The following is a 14454-nucleotide window of genomic DNA, read 5'->3' as shown; positions in this document are numbered from 1 at the left end:
GTTCAGCGGCCGTCGAAGGCGTCCACGCCGGTGAGCTGCGCCGACAGCGTCCACAGCCGCTCGGCCTGTTCGGGGTCGACGGCGTAGCGGCGCACGCCCGACGCGGCGAGTCCTTCGGCGTCCTCAGGGGACAGTTCGGCGACGTCACAGTCCTCGAGGTACAGCCCGCCGAGCCCGGCCAGCTGCGGTGACGTGGCGGCCCAGACGGTCGTCGCCGCGCCCTGTTCCGGCGTCTTGAACTCGACGAGCATGGTGCCCGCCTCGTCCATCCAGCCGCGCTCGACCATCTCGGCGCGCGACAGGTGCCGCTGCAGCGGCGTCATGATGCCGCCCGGGTGCAGCGCGAAGGCGTGCACGTCCTTCGCCGCGGCCAGCTTGTCGAGCTGGACGGCGAAGAGCACGTTGGCCGTCTTGGCCTGGCCGTAGGCGGCCCACTTCTCGTAGCCCTCGGTGAACATGACGTCGTCCCAGCGCATCGCCGAGTTGTGGTGGCCGCGGGAGGACAGCGCGACCACGCGGGCGCCCTCGGCGACGGCCGGCCACAGCCGGTTGACCAGCGCGAAGTGGCCGAGGTGGTTGGTGGCGAACTGGGCCTCCCAGCCCGGCCCGACGCGGGTCTCGGGACACGCCATGATGCCGGCGTTGGTGATGAGCAGGTCGATCCGCCGCCCGGAGGCGAGGAACCGCTCGGCGAAGGCGCGGAGGCTGTCGAGGTCACCCAGGTCCAGCTCGTCGACCTCGACGTCGGCCAGGCCTTCGAGGGCCTGTTCGGCGGTCTCGCGGCGACGGGCCGGGACGACGACGTGGGCGCCGGCGCCGGTGAGCGCGCGGGTCGCCGCCAGGCCGATGCCGGAGTAACCGCCGGTGACGACGGCGAGCTTCCCGGTGAGGTCGATGCCCGCGACGGCTTCCGCGGCGGTGGTGCCGGCGCCGAAGCCCGAGCCGAGCTTGTGCTGTGCGGTGGTCATGGTCCCGACGCTAAGACCTGGAGCGCACTCCAGCGCAAGTCGCGCGTCCCGGGCCGAAAGAGGGGACAATCGACCGCGAGAGGCCCAGCGACGCGAGGAAGGCCGTGATGTCCGACTACTACGGGAACACACCCCAGGACGTCCGCCCGGGGATCGACGCACGCCGGCTGTGGGCCGGTGGCGTGGCGACAGCGGTGGTCGCGGCCCTGGTCGCGGTGGTCGGGCTGCTGATCGCCCGCGGCATCTTCGAGGTCGAAGTGCTGGCCCCAAAAGGGGAAGGCGTCTGGGGCAACGCCAGCACCACGACGTACGCAGTGGTGGCCGCCGCGGTGGCGTTGCTGGCGACCGGGCTGATGCACCTGCTGAGCGTGGCGACGCCGGCGCCGTCCCAGTTCTTCGGCTGGATCATGGTGCTGGTCACGTTGATCGCGGTGGTGCTGCCGCTGACGCTGAGCGTCGCCCCGAGCGCGAAGATCGCGACGGCGGCGATCAACCTGGTGATCGGCCTGGTGATCGCGGCGATCGTGAGCAGCATGGCGGCGAGCGCGCGCACCCTGCACCGGCGTCGCTCGACGGCGCCCCCGGCCCAGGCCGCGCCGCCGGCGGCGCAGCAGCCGCCGCCGACCCGGCAGTGGAACCAGCAGCAGGAGCCGCCGACCCGCTACTACGACCGCTGAGCATGGGGCAGCGCAAGACTAACCGCCGCGTGATCGAGCAGTTCCGCGCGGGCGAGGAGGTGGACGGCATGCACCGTGAACGACTCGTGCTCCTGACGACGACGGGCCGCAACTCGGGCAAGCCGCGCACCGTCCCGATGATGTTCCACCGGGACGGTGACCGGCTGCTCGTGGTGGCGTCGAACGTGGGTGCCGCGAAAGACCCCGACTGGTACCAGAACCTGACGGCCGACTCCCGGGTGAAGGTGGAGGTCGACGGCCGCGCGTTCGAGGCCGAAGCCCTGCCCCTGCTGGGCGCGGACTACGTGCGCACGTGGACGGAACTGGAGAAGCACTACCCCTTCCTGGTCGACCACCGGGAGAAGGCGAAGCGGTCGATCCCAATCGTGGAACTGTCCGAAGAGGACTGACGCGCTAGGCGGTGCGGTAGCGCAGCAGCGCGGCGGCCCCGTTCTGCTCGGCCGAGGCCAGGCGGAGGTCACCCGGTGCGGTGAACCATGTGCGGCCGGAGCCGAGCACGAGCGGGAACACGAGCAGGCGGTATTCGTCGACGAGCCCGTGCCCGGCCAGGGTGTGCACGACACTGGTGCTGCCGATGACGATGACGTCGCGCTCTTCGCGCAGCCGCCGGACCTCGTCGAGGAGGTCCCCGGTGAGCAACGCGGAGTTCGTCCAGGCGCCGACGTCGGTGAGCGTGCGCGAGGCCACCCGCTTGGGGATCTTGTTCATCCGCGTCGAGAAGTCGTCGGTCCGGGCAGGCCACAGCTTCGAGAACAGCTCCCACGTGCCGCGGCCCAGCAGCAGCGTGCCGGTGTCGAGCAGCGCGCCGAGCTTGAACTTGTCCCCGGCGACGGCTTCCGGGCCGTGCCGGAACGCCCAGCCGCCGCCGGCGGTGCCGCCGGAGCCGTCCGGGTCCTCGACGACCCCGTCGAGGGTGGTGAACTGGATGACGATGACGTCGTTCATGGTGGTCCCTTCGCGAGCGGTGCGGTCGTGGGTACATACCGGCGCCGACGGCGGAACTCATCGCGATCCGGGGCACAATCTCCGGCGTGGACGCGAGCGAGGACTTCGAGCCGTTCCGGCGTGAGCTGGTGGTGCACTGCTACCGGCTGCTCGGCTCGCTGCACGACGCCGAAGACCTGGCCCAGGAGACGCTCCTGCGCGCGTGGAAGGCCCGGGAGCGCTACGACGAACGGCGCGCGTCCGTGCGCACCTGGCTCTACCGCATCGCGACGAACGTGTGCCTGACCGCGCTCGAGGGCCGGGCCCGCCGCCCGCTGCCGTCCGGGCTCGGCGCCGCGAGCACCTATCCGGACGCCCCGCTGACGCCGGACTTCGAGGTGCCCTGGCTGCAGCCGCTACCGGGCCGCTACACGGAGGATCCGCAGGCCCGTGCCGGGGTGCGGCTCGCGTTCGTCGCCGCCACGCAGCTGCTCCCGCCCCGCCAGCGCGCGGTCCTCGTGCTGCGGGACGTCCTGCAGTTCAGCGCCGCCGAAGTCGCCACGCAGCTGGACACGTCGGCGGCCGCGGTCAACAGCTCGCTGCAGCGGGCGCGGGCCGCCCTCGCCGCGGCCACGCCCCGGGACCACGAGGTGCGCGAGCCCGGCGACCGGGAGGTCCGGGAGACGGTCGAGCGCTACGTCCGCGCGTTCGAGGCCGCCGACGTCGCGGCACTGGTCACGCTGCTGGCCGAGGACGCCGTGCTCGAGATGCCGCCGGTCCCGCTCTGGTACGCCGGGCGCGCGGACTACGGGCGCTTCATGGCGCGCGTGTTCGCGATGCGCCCCGGCGGCTGGCGCGCGGTCCCGCTCACGGCGAACGGGCAGCCCGCGCTCGCCGCGTACTGCCCGGACGCCGCCGGCGGCCACCGCCTGCACACCCTGCAGGTGCTGACCGTGACGTCGTTCGGGATCGCGCACAACGTCGTGTTCCAGGACCCGCGGGCGTTCGCGGCGTTCACCCTGCCCCCGACGCTCTGAACCCGCCACCGCGCGCCGTGTTGGCCGTTCCGGTCACCGTGTTGGCCACTCCCGTCACCGTGTTGGCCATTCCCGTCGACATGTCGGCCATTCCGGTCGCCAGGTCGGTCCGGCCGGGCCGCGGCCAACGGCCAACACAGCGCCTGGAGTGGCCAAGTCGCGGACCGGAGTGGCCACCACGACGACCGGAACGGCCAACATGGCGCCCGGAGTGGCCAACACACTGACCGGAGTGGCCAACACACTTACCGGAGTGGTCGACACGGCGTCCGGAGTGGCCGACACGGGACGGTCTCGCAGTGTCCCTTGAGGACGGTGCTACTTGCTCGCCACCTTGCGGTAGCGCGCCGTCGCCAGGGGCGCGAACACCGCGATGATCGCCACGCAGCACAGGATCGAGTACAGCGCCGCGTGCTCCGCCGGCCAGCCCGTCGGCGGGACGCCGAAGCGGTTGCCGAACAGGGCGCGCGTCGCGTTGATCACCGCCGTGAACGGGTTCCAGTCGGCGATCGCCCGGAGGAACGGCGGCATCTTGTCTGTCGGCACGAACGCCGACGACACGAAGCTCAGCGGGAACATCCAGATCAGCCCCGCGCTCTGCGCCACCTCGACGCTGCGCGCCGTGAGGCCGATCAGCGCGCCGACCCACGACAGCGCCCACGCGAACATCAGCATCACCAGGTAGCCGAGCACGGCGTCGAGGAAGCTGCCGCGGATCCGCCAGCCGACGATCAGCCCGCACAGCGACATCACGACCAGTGCCACCACGCTGACGACGAGGTCCGACGTCGTGCGGCCGAGGACCACCGCGATCCGGGACATCGGCAGCGAGCGGAACCGGTCGATGATGCCCTTCTGCAGGTCGTTGGCGAAGCCGATGACCGTGAACGCCGAGTTGAACGCCACCGTCTGGGCGAAGATCCCGGCGATGAGGAACTCGCGGTAGGCCCCGCCGCCCGCGTCGCCGCCGATCGCGTTGCCGAAGACGTAGGCGAACAGCAGCACGAACATGATCGGCTGCAGCGTCGCGGCCATCAGCCAGTCCGGGTTGCGCCGGACGTTCATCAGGTTGCGCCAGGTGATGACGCCGCCGTCGGAGATGCCCTTCGTGAGCGCGTTCACTTCGCGGCCTCCTCTTCGGCGCCGTGCCCGGTCAGGGACAGGAAGACGTCGTCCAGCGTGGGCCGGTGGAGGCCGACGTCCTGGACCGTGATGCCGCGCCCGTCGAGCTGCCGCAGCGCCTCGATGAGCGCCTTGGGTCCGGTGTCGACGAGGATCTCGGCGCGGCGCGTGTGCTCGTCCCCGGTCGGTTCGCCGGTGCCGACCGCGCGCAGGACGTCGAGGGTGGCCGGCAGGTCCGCGGCCGAGGCGACGACCAGCTCGAGGCGTTCGCCGCCGATCTGCGCCTTGAGCGCGTCGGCGGTGCCGCGGGCGATCACCTTGCCGTGGTCGATGACGACGATCGAGTCGGCCAGCTGGTCGGCCTCTTCGAGGTACTGGGTGGTCAGCAGCACGGTGGTGCCGTCGGCGACGAGCTCCTTGATCACGGCCCAGGTGTCGAGGCGCCCGCCGGGGTCGAGGCCGGTGGTGGGCTCGTCGAGGACGACGACCGCCGGCTCGGCGACCAGCGCGCCGGCCAGGTCGAGCCGCCGGCGCATGCCGCCGGAGTACCCCTTCGCCGGCCGGTCGGCGGCCTCGGCGAGCTGGAACCGCGCCAGCAGCTCCCGGGCGCGGGCCCGGGCCGCGGGTTTGCGACGGCCGTAGAGCCGCCCGACCATGTAGAGGTTCTCGAAGCCGGTGAGGTTCTCGTCGACGGCCGCGTACTGCCCGGACAGCCCGATCCGCTGCCGCACCGCGTCCGGTTCGGCCAGGACGTCGTGCCCGGCCACCCACGCCTCGCCCGAGTCGGGACGCAGCAGCGTGGTCAGGATCCGGACGGTGGTGGTCTTGCCGGCGCCGTTCGGGCCGAGCAGGCCGAGCACCCGTCCGGCCGGGATCTCGAGGTCGACGCCGTCGAGCGCGCGGGTCGAACCGTAGGTCTTCACGAGCCCGCGTACCCGGACGGCGATGTCCGGCTCCGGTGGCGACAGGGCCGGCATGGCGGCTCTCCTTCCGACGACACCGCCAAGCTAGGGCACGCTGTCCCGGTTGTCCTCCGGGATTCTCCCGGAGAGGGGTCAGTTCGCCGAGAGCGTCACGGCGAACTCCGGCGGCGTCCGCAGCGACTGGAACACCACGCAGTACCGCTCGGTGAGCTTCTTGAGCGTCGCCAGCTGCTCCTCGGAAGCGTCGGTGTCCAGCGCGAACGACAGCCGGATCGCGCGGAAGCCGACCGGCGCGTCCTTCGCGACGGCGAGCGTGCCGCGGAAGTCGAGGTCGCCTTCGGCCCGGACGCGCCTGCCCCGGACGTCGAGGCCCAGCGACGTCGCGACCGCCCGCAGCGTCACCCCGGCGCACGCCGCGAGGGCCTCCAGGAGCATGTCGCCGGAACAGGCCAGGGTGCCGTCGCCGCCGGTCGCCGGGTGCAGGCCGGCTTCCACGACCGACTTCCCTTCGGGGGTCCGGGTGGCGGAGCCCCCGGCCCGGGGCGAAGCCCCGGATGTCACCGCGCGGCCGGTTTCCACCTTGCAGGAGATGCCGAGGCCGTCGAGTTCGGCGTCGGCGTGCAGGGTGACGAGCGCGCTTTCCGGTGCGTCGCGGTACTTGTCCTTCAGCGGGGCCTGGGTCGCGCGCAGCTCTTCGGTGTCCATGGGCCCGATTGTGCCCGCTCGCCAAGGGAAAGCGAAAAGGCGGGGAACCCGGATTTTCCGGATTCCCCGCCTTTTCAGTGCGGATTCAGTTGTTTCAGCTCAGCGTCACCGCGGCGTCGTCGATGACGAACGACGTCTGCAGCGAGCTGTCCTCGGTACCCGTGAACTTCAGCGCGAGGGTCCCGCCGGCGGCCGACGAAACGTCGACCGTCTTGAGGACGTACCCGGCGGCGGCGTTCACGTTCGAGAAGCTGCCCAGCGTGGCGCTGCCGTTGGTCACGGTCAGCTTGTCGTAGACGGTGCTGCCCGTCTCGGCCGTGTCGATGTGCAGGTAGTACGTCAGGCTGGCGTGGCACCCGGCCGGGATGCTCACCGACTGCGCGAGCGTGTCGGTGTGCGTGGTGCCGTACCCGTTCAGCCAGGCGTTGTAGGTGCCGCCGTGGGTCGGCTCACCCGACGAACCGTTCTGCCCGATGACGCCGCTGGTCTGCGTCCAGCTGGTGGCGCCGGACTCGAAGCCGCCGTTGAGGAGCTTCTGGCCGGAGCAGCCGGTGGTGGTGCCGACGGTCCAGGAGAACGACGCCGTGCCGGTCTTGTTGGCCGCGTCCTTCGCCGTCACCGTGACGCTCGAGGTGCCCGCGGTGGTCGCGGTGCCCGAGATCGTGCCGGTGGAGGCGTTGATCGACAGGCCGGCCGGGAGGCCGGTGGCGGTCCAGGAGTACGGCGCGGTGCCACCGCTGGCGGACAGCGGCAGGTTGACCGAACCACCGGTCGTGGTGGACTGGTTGCCCGGGTTCGAGACGGTCACGGTGCCGGTCGCGGAGCACGTCGGGTCACCCGACTGCGCCGGCACGGAGATCGCGTCCCACGCCGCCTTGACGGTGTTGAACTCGGTGCAGCTGCCCGGGAAGAGGTTCTTCGCCGCGGTCAGCGTCCAGGTGCGGTACTTCAGGTACGAGCTGCCCGTGGTCTTCAGCAGCATCGCGTTGTAGAAGATCTTCACCGCGTTCTGCACACCGAGGCCGGTGATGCTGGTGCTGTTGCACGTGGTGCTGGTCGGCTGCCCGTTGGTCGGGTTGGTGCCTTCGGCCAGCAGGTAGAACCAGTGGTTGCCGGGGCCGGCGGACGCGTGGACCTCACCGTTGGGGACGGAGCTGTCGTAGCAGTTCTTGTCGCCCAGCGCCGACGGGTTGTACATGTTGCGGATCGGGCCGGAGCCGACCAGGTTGACCTGCTCGCCGACGAGGAAGTCCGGCTGGTCGTAGGGAGCGGGCTCGTTCGCGAACCACTCGGTCGAAGCGCCGAAGACGTCCGCGACGAACTCCTGGGTGCCCGAACCGGAAATGCCGCCCGGGGTGTGGTCGTCGACGCCGTGGCCGTGCTCGTGCGCGACGACGTCGATCGAACCGATCCACTGGCCGTTGGTGTTCTTGCCGATCTGGACCTGGGTGCCGTCGTAGTAGGCGTTCTGGTCGTTCAGCCCGACGCGGATCGGCCAGCCGCCGCCGCTGCCGTCGAAGCTGTTGCGGCCCAGCCACTGCGAGAGCATCTTGTTCTCGGTCTGGGCGGCGAACAGCGCGTCGACGCAGCCGGTCTCGCGGCTGGTGGCGTTGCCGTTGCCCCAGGCGTCGTCCGGACCGCTGAAGGTGGTGTTGTTGGCCGCGTCCTGGCAGGACGTGTTGGTGATCGTCGGGTCCTTCAGCGAGTACGTGCTACCCGAGTGCGTGGTGTCGAGGTGCACCGGGTTCGGGCCGTTCCACGCGCTGGTGCCGTCACCGTTCATGACGTGTTCCTGCGTGTGCAGCACCTTGCCGGTGGCCGCGTCGACGACGACGTCGAGCCGGCTCGGCCCTTCGGCGTTGCGGCCGACGACCGTGCTCTGCCACGCCAGCGCCGGCGAGCCGAGCGCGAAGACGACCTGCTGCGCGGGGCTCACGCTGTCCACGGAGGCCAGCTGCTGCCGGGCGGTGGCTTCGGCCGCGGCCTTGCTCACCTTGCCCGAGGTCGTGGCGAGGTTGATGGTCTGGTCCTGCGCGACGGAGGTGCCGAGCACCTGGCCCGTCGAGTTGGTCGTGACGACGAAGTCGCCGCCGACCACCGGCAGGCCCTTGTAGCTGCGCTCGTAGGGGATGTACTGCAGCCCGTTGGTGGAGGAGATCGCTTTCTGGGCCAGGAAAACGTCGTCCGAGCTGGCGTGCAGCGCGGCGGGCCTGCTCGCCACGAGGCCGGCGGCCGCGGTGGCGGCTTGGGCCTGGGCGCTCGGGGCGGCGTTCGGGGTCGCGTTCGGGGCGGGTTGCGCCTGTGCGGTACCGGTGATGCAGAGGGCGCCGATGAGCACGCCGGTTGCTGCCAAGACGACAGGACGTCTCAGTTCCATCGAGGAATCTCCTCCGGGCAGGGTGAACCAGGCCCGGGTTTGAGGCGGGCCCAGCTCAGGGGAACGAGAGGTGGTGCTGTGGAACGGAAATCAGAATCCGGTGCTGAGGCCTCGTGAACAAGCGACTAACGTACGGTCTTATTGACATATGGCAATACTTCCCAAAACCGACATTTAACACCTTTGGGATTCTGTCGGGTGATCGTCCACTGAGGACTGCCGGCTGCTCACCGCCGTTCGGGTGATTTTTGGTGCGGCGAAAAAAGAAGGGCCCCTCGCCGCGGACGGCGAAGGGGCCCTTCTTGGTGCGAGCGTGTCAGGCGGTCGTCGCGCGCTTCGGGAGCTTCCAGCCCGGGCGCACGAAGTGGCACGTGTACCCGTTGGGGATGCGCTGGAGGTAGTCCTGGTGCTCCGGCTCGGCCTCCCAGAACTCGCCCACCGGAGCGACCTCGGTGACGACCTTGCCGGGCCACAGACCGGACGCGTCGACGTCGGCGATCGTGTCCTCGGCGACCCGCTTCTGCTCGTCGTTCTCGAAGTAGATCGCCGAGCGGTAGCTCACGCCGATGTCGTTGCCCTGGCGGTTCTTCGTGGTCGGGTCGTGCACCTGGAAGAAGAACTCGAGCAGGTCGCGGAACGTGGTCTGCGCGGGGTCGTAGACCACCTCGATGGCCTCGGCGTGCGTGCCGTGGTTGCGGTAGGTGGCGTGCTGGACGTCGCCGCCGCTGTAGCCGACCCGGGTCGACAGCACCCCGGGCAGCCGGCGGAACAGCTCCTGCATTCCCCAGAAGCAGCCACCGGCCAGGATGGCCTTCTCGGTTGACGTGGTCACGGCGTCACTCCTTCTCCTCGTGCGGTGCTACCACCGGTACAACTTCTGTGGTCAGCCGATGATTCCACGCGGGGATTACGGAAGCCTGACGTCACCCGGCCTGGAGCTTCGCGAGGGTGAGCACGTCGCCGCCGATGCCCCAGCCGCCGTCGGCGACCTCCTCGACCAGCACCATCGTGCTCGCGCGGGCGCGGTCGCCGTAGATCTCGGCGTAGAGCTCGGTGGTGCGGGTGACGATCTGCTCCTTTTGTGCGGGAGTGAGTGTGCCGGCGGGGACCTTGAAGTTGGCGAACGGCATGTCGGTGTCCTTCGTTATCGTCGCTTACGTGATGACGTAACCGACGTTAACACTTTCCGTGGATCGACGCTACCGTCTGCTTGATAACGACGATACCGGCTGGTAGCGTCGCTGCTGTGGACTTGCGAACGCGGATTCTGGAAGCGGCCGCCGACCTGCTGTCGCGGTCGGCCGAGGCCGACTTCTCGACGCGCGCGGTCTGCGAGGCCGCCGGGGTCGGCGCGCCGGCGCTGTACCGGCAGTTCGGCGACAAAGAGGGCCTGATGGCCGCCGTCGTCGACCACGGGTTCGAGAAGTACCTCGCCGGCAAGCGGGCCGCGCGGCCGTCCGGCGACCCGGTGCGCGACCTGCGCGACGGCTGGGAGAACCACGTCGCGTTCGCCGTCGGGAACCCGAACTACTACCGGCTGATGTACTCCGGCCTCTCGACGCCGCCCAACGCCGCGGCCGAGGCGCACGGCCTGCTGCTCGAGGTGCTCGAACGCTGCGCGGCCGCCGGGCGGCTCGCGGTGGCGCCGGCGGTCGCCGCGCGGATGGTGATGGCGGCCAACGCCGGCGTCGCGCTCTCGATGATCACCCGGCCGGCCCTGTACCCGGACACCGGGTTTTCGGTGCGGGTCCGGGAGAGCGTGCTCGCGGGCATCCTGGCCGGCGAGCCGGCGGAACCGGCCGGGGGAGTGGCCGCCACGGCGGCCACGCTCGGCGCCCAGCTGCGCAAGGACGCCCCGGCGGCTCTGTCCGCGGCCGAGGTGACGCTGCTGCAGGAGTGGCTGGACCGCCTGGCCGAATGATCCACAGTGGACACTCGGCCGGACACCCGACCGCAGTGCGGTGGGTGATGCGCCATCCGGGTTGTCTTCGCCGCGTTCCGCGTTCCACGCGGCGACGGGCGCACGGCGATGCGACCATGGCCCCGGGGCCGGTCCCCGGTCCTGCCTGGGGAGGAGGCGCGATGCCGGACATCGCCCCGGAACGCACCAGCGGCGTCCTGGTCGTCGAAGTGCGCGGGGAGCTCGACATCGCGACGGTCGTCCGCTGGACGACGGTGATCGAAGCCGCGATCTGCGAGCTGCCGGGCCCCCACCTGCTGGTCGTCGACCTCGGCGAGCTGGGCTTCCTGTCCGCCCGCGGCGCGGCGGGCCTGCTGGAGGCGTTCGACCTCTGCCGCGACCGGGGCATCGACGGCTGCCTGATCGTCCCCCCGGGCACGGCGGTCAGCCGGGTGGTGCGGTTGTCCGGGCTCGACCGCCGGGTCCCGGTGTACCCGGACCGCCTGGCCGCGATCGCGGCGTCCCAGCCGGTGGAGATGCGCTGGCTGCACGCCCACGCACGCTGACCACCCGGCTGGCCCCCGGCTGCCGCTCGCGCTGTCGCGGGACCTGGGCCCGCGCGACGTCAGGCCGGCTCGCGCACCAGCTCCGCCGCCGCCTCGGTGAACGCCCGCACCCGGGCCGTCGTCGCGTCGGCTCGCCAGACCAGGCCCCACTCCAGTCGCGGCGCGTCGCCGAACGGGACGTACGCGAGGTCGGGCCGCGGGTAGTACCGCCGGATGTGGGCGCCCACCGGCAGGACGCCTTCGCCCGCGCCCGCCGACGTCAGCAGTTCCTGCAGGCCCGCGGCCGGCCGGGTCACGGCGTCCGGCGCGTGCTCGTCGAGCCACGGGTCCGGCAGTGCGCAGCGCAGCACCGTCACCCGCGCCAGGTCCGCGGCCGGCACCGACTCGCGCCGGGCGAACGGGTGGCTCGCGGCCACCGCGAGGAAGCGCCGCTCCCGCACCAGCACCGGGCCGGTGACCAGGCCCGGGCCGTCGAGGGGGAGGCCGGCCAGTACGACGTCGACCTCGCCGTCACGCAGCCACGGCAGCACCTCGGCGGGCCGGACCTCCCGGAACTCGACCCGGCAGCCCGGCTGCCGCCGCCGGAACAGCTCGGCCACCCCGGCCAGCAGCTGCCCGCCCGCCGCGTCGCCGAACGCGACGCGCAGCGTGCCCGTCACCCCGCGCCCGGCCTCGATCGCCTTCCCGAACGCCGCCTCGACCGCCGACCACGCGGGCCCGAGGTCGGCCAGCAGCCGCCGCCCGGCCGGCGTCAGCTCGACCCGGCGGCTGGTCCGCGCGAACAACGGCACGCCGACGTGGCGTTCGAGCTTCCGGATCGTCTGGCTGACCTGCGCGGTCGACACGTGCAGCCGCTCGGCCGTGCGGCCGAAGTGCAGCTCCTCGGCGAGCGTCAGGAAGGACTCCACCTCACGCCGCTCCGGCGCACCGTTAACCACCACTTCACGATCGTGGCACAAAAGCGCGTTGATCACCCTCACGAGCGCGACGAGCCTGGAGCGCGTGACCACTTCGCTCCAGGATCTCCACGACCGCGTCGAGATCATCGACGCGCTGTACCGCTTCGGCCTCGGCCAGGACCTCAAGGACCGGGCGCTGTTCGCGTCGTCGTTCGCCGCCGACGCCGAGCTCGACTTCCGGCCGGCGGCCGCGCGGTGGGGCGCGGCGCCGCCGGTGCTGACCGGCCGGGAAGCCATCGCCGACACGATCCTCGCCCTGTTCGCCGGCCGCGTCGACACGACCCACCAGGTCACCAACCCGCGCGTCACGATCGACGGCGACACCGCGCGCCTGACCGCGCTGGTCGAGGCGCAGCACCTGCTGAGCCCCGCCCACGACGTCCACGCGCTGCTGAAGAACCGCTACGACGTCGACCTGGTCCGGGACGGCGACCGCTGGGTGCTGCGCCGCGTCGTCATCGAAAACGCTTGGTACACCGGCGATCCCGCCGCGATCTTCGGCTGAGCCGGGCTACTCGCCGCGCATCGAGCGGCGGATGGCGGCCAGCCTGTCCTTGGCCGCCTGGTCGCGGTCGGCGATCTTCTTGTCCAGGGCCTCGGTCGTGTTCTCGGTCCCCAGCCCGGCCACCTCCTCCGCGCCGAGCGAAGTCGTGTACCGGTTCTCGATCTTGTCCCGCACGAAGTCGAAGCTCGGGACGCCGCCCTCGCTGTAGTCCGGGTCCGGCAGCGCCGGCGACGGCACCGCGAGGGCGGCGGCCGGGGTTTCGTCGACGATCTCGCCGTCCACCACGTTCGGGTCGTCCACGGGCTTGTCGTTCATCGTCGCTCCTCGCCACTGCCGGTCTGCCACCGACCTTAGCGCCGGAGCGGTCAGTCCCGCCGGTGCTTCGCCGGTGGCGCCGCCAGCGTCGCGCGGACCGCCCGCTCGACGAGGATCGGCACGAAGACGTGGATGCGGGCGTCGCCGAACCGCGCGCGTTCGCGCTCGACCAGGTCGTGGACGGATTCCCGGCCGTAGTCGCGGGCCAGCCGGTCCTCGACCACCGACAGCTGCAGGTCCAGCTGTTCGGAAGCGATGGTGTCCAGCGTGGGTGTGCTCATGAAGGGCCTCCCTGCGTCGCGTAAGGGGGAGGTACCCGGCGAGACGACCAGGGGGTGAACTGAAGATGAACGACAGGGGCGCGTCCGGCAGTGGGTAATTCGGCCGTGTGCGGTCGCGGCCGGGTGGTGAATTCTCGACGCGGTAAGTCGCTTGCCGGAGGGAGCAGACCATGAGTGCCGGGGCGTACCACGCCGAGACGACGGAGATGGGGACGGTCGTCAAGGCGGTCGAAGACGTCGGGTCGTCGTTCCTGTCGACCACGCGGGACCTCGAAGGTCTCGTGCTGAACGCCCTGTCGTTCGCCGGGATCGGCAGCGGCGTCGCCGCCGCGAACTCGGCGCTGCACTCGCAGCTCGGCAGCGCGTTGCAGAAGTTCCTCAGCCTGATCGGGAACGTCAACCAGAACGTGCAGACGGCCGCGAACGGCTACAACGCCGCGGACGCCGACGTCGCCCAGGGCTACGGCGGTGGCACGCAGCAGGCCGCGGGTGGCGGTGGCGCCGCGGCGGCGGCCGCGCCGATACCGCAGCTCGACCCGCGCGTCGTCGACTCGATCATGGCGTCCGAGGGCGCCACGGGGGAGCAGGGCGGCGTGCCCGAGGCCTACGGCTTCCGGCAGAACATGCACAACGGCTACGACCAGATCATCGCGGCGCGCGAGCAGTACGGCCAGGGCAGCGCCGAGGAACGCGCCGTCGTCAGCGACCTGATGAGCGCGAACGCCCGCGCGGCCGGCGCGCTCAACTTCACCGACGCCGGCACGCAGGCCGCGATCATGTCCGGCGCCCACATGCGCGGCGCCGGCGGCGTCCGCGCGATCATCAACCACATGGGCGGCGACGACATCGTGCGCAGCTCGAACACGATCAGCGACGCGGCGGTCCAGCACGTCCAGGGCCTGTCGGCGCAGGACTTCCAGCAGCAGTTCCACGACGCGCGCATCGAGTACGACCGCCAGATCTACGGCGGTACGACCACGCACCAGGGCGGGCACACGGCGAACTGGTGGGACCGCTACGGAAACGGGCTGACCCAGCGCTACGACCGCGAGCAGAACGAGTTCCTCGGACTGTCCCAGCCGCAGAACTGAACCGTTCCAATGATCTTCGGGGCGATTCGAAGATCGGGAAACGGGGCACCTCACCTCCTGTAGCCGAACGACAGCGGGAGGCA

The 14454-nt window shown here is 71.2% G+C and carries 18 protein-coding genes; 7 read left to right on the top strand and 11 right to left on the bottom strand.

What is annotated here, in order from left to right:
• Positions 1-2: 2 nt before the first annotated feature.
• Entirely contained in the window at positions 3-968 is a 966-nt protein-coding gene (locus ACLJQZ_RS25565) for an SDR family NAD(P)-dependent oxidoreductase (RefSeq protein WP_410622399.1), read from the bottom strand.
• Between the two features lie 107 nt (positions 969-1075).
• Here ACLJQZ_RS25565 and ACLJQZ_RS25560 point away from each other — a divergent pair, with 107 nt between their 5' ends.
• Together ACLJQZ_RS25560 and ACLJQZ_RS25555 are read left to right on the top strand one after the other, a co-directional pair.
• Entirely contained in the window at positions 1076-1645 is a 570-nt protein-coding gene (locus tag ACLJQZ_RS25560) for a DUF6069 family protein (protein ID WP_410622398.1), read from the top strand.
• Positions 1646-1647: 2 nt separating this feature from the next.
• Complete coding sequence (locus ACLJQZ_RS25555) at positions 1648-2055, top strand: nitroreductase family deazaflavin-dependent oxidoreductase (RefSeq protein WP_326952146.1); 408 nt, start codon at positions 1648-1650, stop codon at positions 2053-2055.
• A gap of 4 nt (positions 2056-2059) precedes the next feature.
• On the opposite strand, the gene ACLJQZ_RS25550 is transcribed toward ACLJQZ_RS25555, so the two are convergent.
• Positions 2060-2611 (bottom strand): dihydrofolate reductase family protein, encoded by a 552-nt coding sequence (locus ACLJQZ_RS25550; protein WP_410622397.1) that lies wholly within the window; start codon positions 2609-2611, stop codon positions 2060-2062.
• Between the two features lie 86 nt (positions 2612-2697).
• On the opposite strand from ACLJQZ_RS25550, the gene ACLJQZ_RS25545 reads away from it, so the two are divergent.
• Positions 2698-3627, top strand: a complete 930-nt coding sequence (locus tag ACLJQZ_RS25545) for a sigma-70 family RNA polymerase sigma factor (RefSeq protein WP_410622396.1) — start codon at positions 2698-2700, stop codon at positions 3625-3627.
• Positions 3628-3945: 318 nt separating this feature from the next.
• On the opposite strand, the gene ACLJQZ_RS25540 is transcribed toward ACLJQZ_RS25545, so the two are convergent.
• The 6 genes from ACLJQZ_RS25540 to ACLJQZ_RS25515 form a co-directional block, all read right to left on the bottom strand.
• Complete coding sequence (locus ACLJQZ_RS25540; RefSeq protein WP_326951077.1) at positions 3946-4749, bottom strand: ABC transporter permease; 804 nt, start codon at positions 4747-4749, stop codon at positions 3946-3948.
• On the bottom strand, positions 4746-5726 hold the full coding sequence (locus ACLJQZ_RS25535; RefSeq protein WP_410622395.1) for an ATP-binding cassette domain-containing protein: 981 nt from the start codon (positions 5724-5726) through the stop codon (positions 4746-4748). The genes ACLJQZ_RS25540 and ACLJQZ_RS25535 overlap by 4 nt, the downstream gene beginning before the upstream one ends.
• Positions 5727-5804: 78 nt before the next feature.
• Positions 5805-6377, bottom strand: coding sequence for an OsmC family protein (locus ACLJQZ_RS25530; protein ID WP_410622394.1), 573 nt, complete (start codon positions 6375-6377; stop codon positions 5805-5807).
• Between the two features lie 94 nt (positions 6378-6471).
• Entirely contained in the window at positions 6472-8754 is a 2283-nt protein-coding gene (locus ACLJQZ_RS25525; protein ID WP_410622393.1) for a M4 family metallopeptidase, read from the bottom strand.
• Between the two features lie 316 nt (positions 8755-9070).
• Positions 9071-9586: a peptide-methionine (S)-S-oxide reductase MsrA gene (msrA, locus tag ACLJQZ_RS25520; protein ID WP_410622392.1), complete on the bottom strand. Its 516-nt coding sequence runs from the start codon at positions 9584-9586 to the stop codon at positions 9071-9073.
• Positions 9587-9677: 91 nt separating this feature from the next.
• On the bottom strand, positions 9678-9884 hold the full coding sequence (locus tag ACLJQZ_RS25515; RefSeq protein WP_410622391.1) for a tautomerase family protein: 207 nt from the start codon (positions 9882-9884) through the stop codon (positions 9678-9680).
• Positions 9885-10000: 116 nt separating this feature from the next.
• Here ACLJQZ_RS25515 and ACLJQZ_RS25510 point away from each other — a divergent pair, with 116 nt between their 5' ends.
• The gene (locus tag ACLJQZ_RS25510) at positions 10001-10675 is read left to right on the top strand and encodes a TetR/AcrR family transcriptional regulator (RefSeq protein WP_410622390.1); all 675 of its coding nucleotides are present in this window, start codon (positions 10001-10003) and stop codon (positions 10673-10675) included.
• A gap of 161 nt (positions 10676-10836) precedes the next feature.
• Complete coding sequence (locus tag ACLJQZ_RS25505) at positions 10837-11220, top strand: STAS domain-containing protein (protein ID WP_410622389.1); 384 nt, start codon at positions 10837-10839, stop codon at positions 11218-11220.
• 59 nt (positions 11221-11279) lie between these two features.
• Here ACLJQZ_RS25505 and ACLJQZ_RS25500 read toward each other — a convergent pair whose 3' ends face one another.
• Entirely contained in the window at positions 11280-12161 is an 882-nt protein-coding gene (locus ACLJQZ_RS25500) for a LysR family transcriptional regulator (protein ID WP_410622388.1), read from the bottom strand.
• Between the two features lie 61 nt (positions 12162-12222).
• Between ACLJQZ_RS25500 and ACLJQZ_RS25495 the strand changes: the two genes are divergently transcribed.
• A complete protein-coding gene (locus tag ACLJQZ_RS25495) occupies positions 12223-12684 on the top strand; it encodes a nuclear transport factor 2 family protein (protein ID WP_410622387.1) in 462 nt (153 codons plus the stop codon).
• A 6-nt stretch (positions 12685-12690) separates the two neighbouring features.
• On the opposite strand, the gene ACLJQZ_RS25490 is transcribed toward ACLJQZ_RS25495, so the two are convergent.
• Complete coding sequence (locus tag ACLJQZ_RS25490) at positions 12691-12999, bottom strand: hypothetical protein (protein ID WP_410622386.1); 309 nt, start codon at positions 12997-12999, stop codon at positions 12691-12693.
• A gap of 50 nt (positions 13000-13049) precedes the next feature.
• Positions 13050-13280: a three-helix bundle dimerization domain-containing protein gene (locus ACLJQZ_RS25485; protein ID WP_247053773.1), complete on the bottom strand. Its 231-nt coding sequence runs from the start codon at positions 13278-13280 to the stop codon at positions 13050-13052.
• Between the two features lie 170 nt (positions 13281-13450).
• Between ACLJQZ_RS25485 and ACLJQZ_RS25480 the strand changes: the two genes are divergently transcribed.
• Positions 13451-14371 carry a hypothetical protein gene (locus tag ACLJQZ_RS25480; protein ID WP_410622385.1) on the top strand — a complete coding sequence of 307 codons (921 nt, stop codon included), beginning with the start codon at positions 13451-13453 and terminating at the stop codon, positions 14369-14371.
• The last annotated feature ends 83 nt before the right edge of the window (positions 14372-14454 follow it).

Origin of the sequence: Amycolatopsis sp. cmx-8-4 (assembly GCF_046548675.1) — a bacterium.
In the GTDB taxonomy this organism is placed as follows: Bacteria; Actinomycetota; Actinomycetes; order Mycobacteriales; family Pseudonocardiaceae; genus Amycolatopsis.
The sequence above is the reverse complement of the archived record's forward strand: the minus strand, read 5'-3'. Positions and strand labels throughout refer to the sequence as shown.

Excerpts from the sequence above, each read along its gene's own strand:
- ACLJQZ_RS25565 (WP_410622399.1), bottom strand. The coding sequence starts at position 968 with ATGACCACCGCACAGCACAAGCTCGGCTCGGGCTTCGGCGCCGGCACC.
- ACLJQZ_RS25560 (WP_410622398.1), top strand. The coding sequence starts at position 1,076 with ATGTCCGACTACTACGGGAACACACCCCAGGACGTCCGCCCGGGGATC.
- ACLJQZ_RS25555 (WP_326952146.1), top strand. The coding sequence starts at position 1,648 with ATGGGGCAGCGCAAGACTAACCGCCGCGTGATCGAGCAGTTCCGCGCG.
- ACLJQZ_RS25550 (WP_410622397.1), bottom strand. The coding sequence starts at position 2,611 with ATGAACGACGTCATCGTCATCCAGTTCACCACCCTCGACGGGGTCGTC.
- ACLJQZ_RS25535 (WP_410622395.1), bottom strand. The coding sequence starts at position 5,726 with ATGCCGGCCCTGTCGCCACCGGAGCCGGACATCGCCGTCCGGGTACGC.
- ACLJQZ_RS25530 (WP_410622394.1), bottom strand. The coding sequence starts at position 6,377 with ATGGACACCGAAGAGCTGCGCGCGACCCAGGCCCCGCTGAAGGACAAG.
- ACLJQZ_RS25525 (WP_410622393.1), bottom strand. The coding sequence starts at position 8,754 with ATGGAACTGAGACGTCCTGTCGTCTTGGCAGCAACCGGCGTGCTCATC.
- ACLJQZ_RS25515 (WP_410622391.1), bottom strand. The coding sequence starts at position 9,884 with ATGCCGTTCGCCAACTTCAAGGTCCCCGCCGGCACACTCACTCCCGCA.
- ACLJQZ_RS25505 (WP_410622389.1), top strand. The coding sequence starts at position 10,837 with ATGCCGGACATCGCCCCGGAACGCACCAGCGGCGTCCTGGTCGTCGAA.
- ACLJQZ_RS25490 (WP_410622386.1), bottom strand. The coding sequence starts at position 12,999 with ATGAACGACAAGCCCGTGGACGACCCGAACGTGGTGGACGGCGAGATC.
- ACLJQZ_RS25485 (WP_247053773.1), bottom strand. The coding sequence starts at position 13,280 with ATGAGCACACCCACGCTGGACACCATCGCTTCCGAACAGCTGGACCTG.
- ACLJQZ_RS25480 (WP_410622385.1), top strand. The coding sequence starts at position 13,451 with ATGAGTGCCGGGGCGTACCACGCCGAGACGACGGAGATGGGGACGGTC.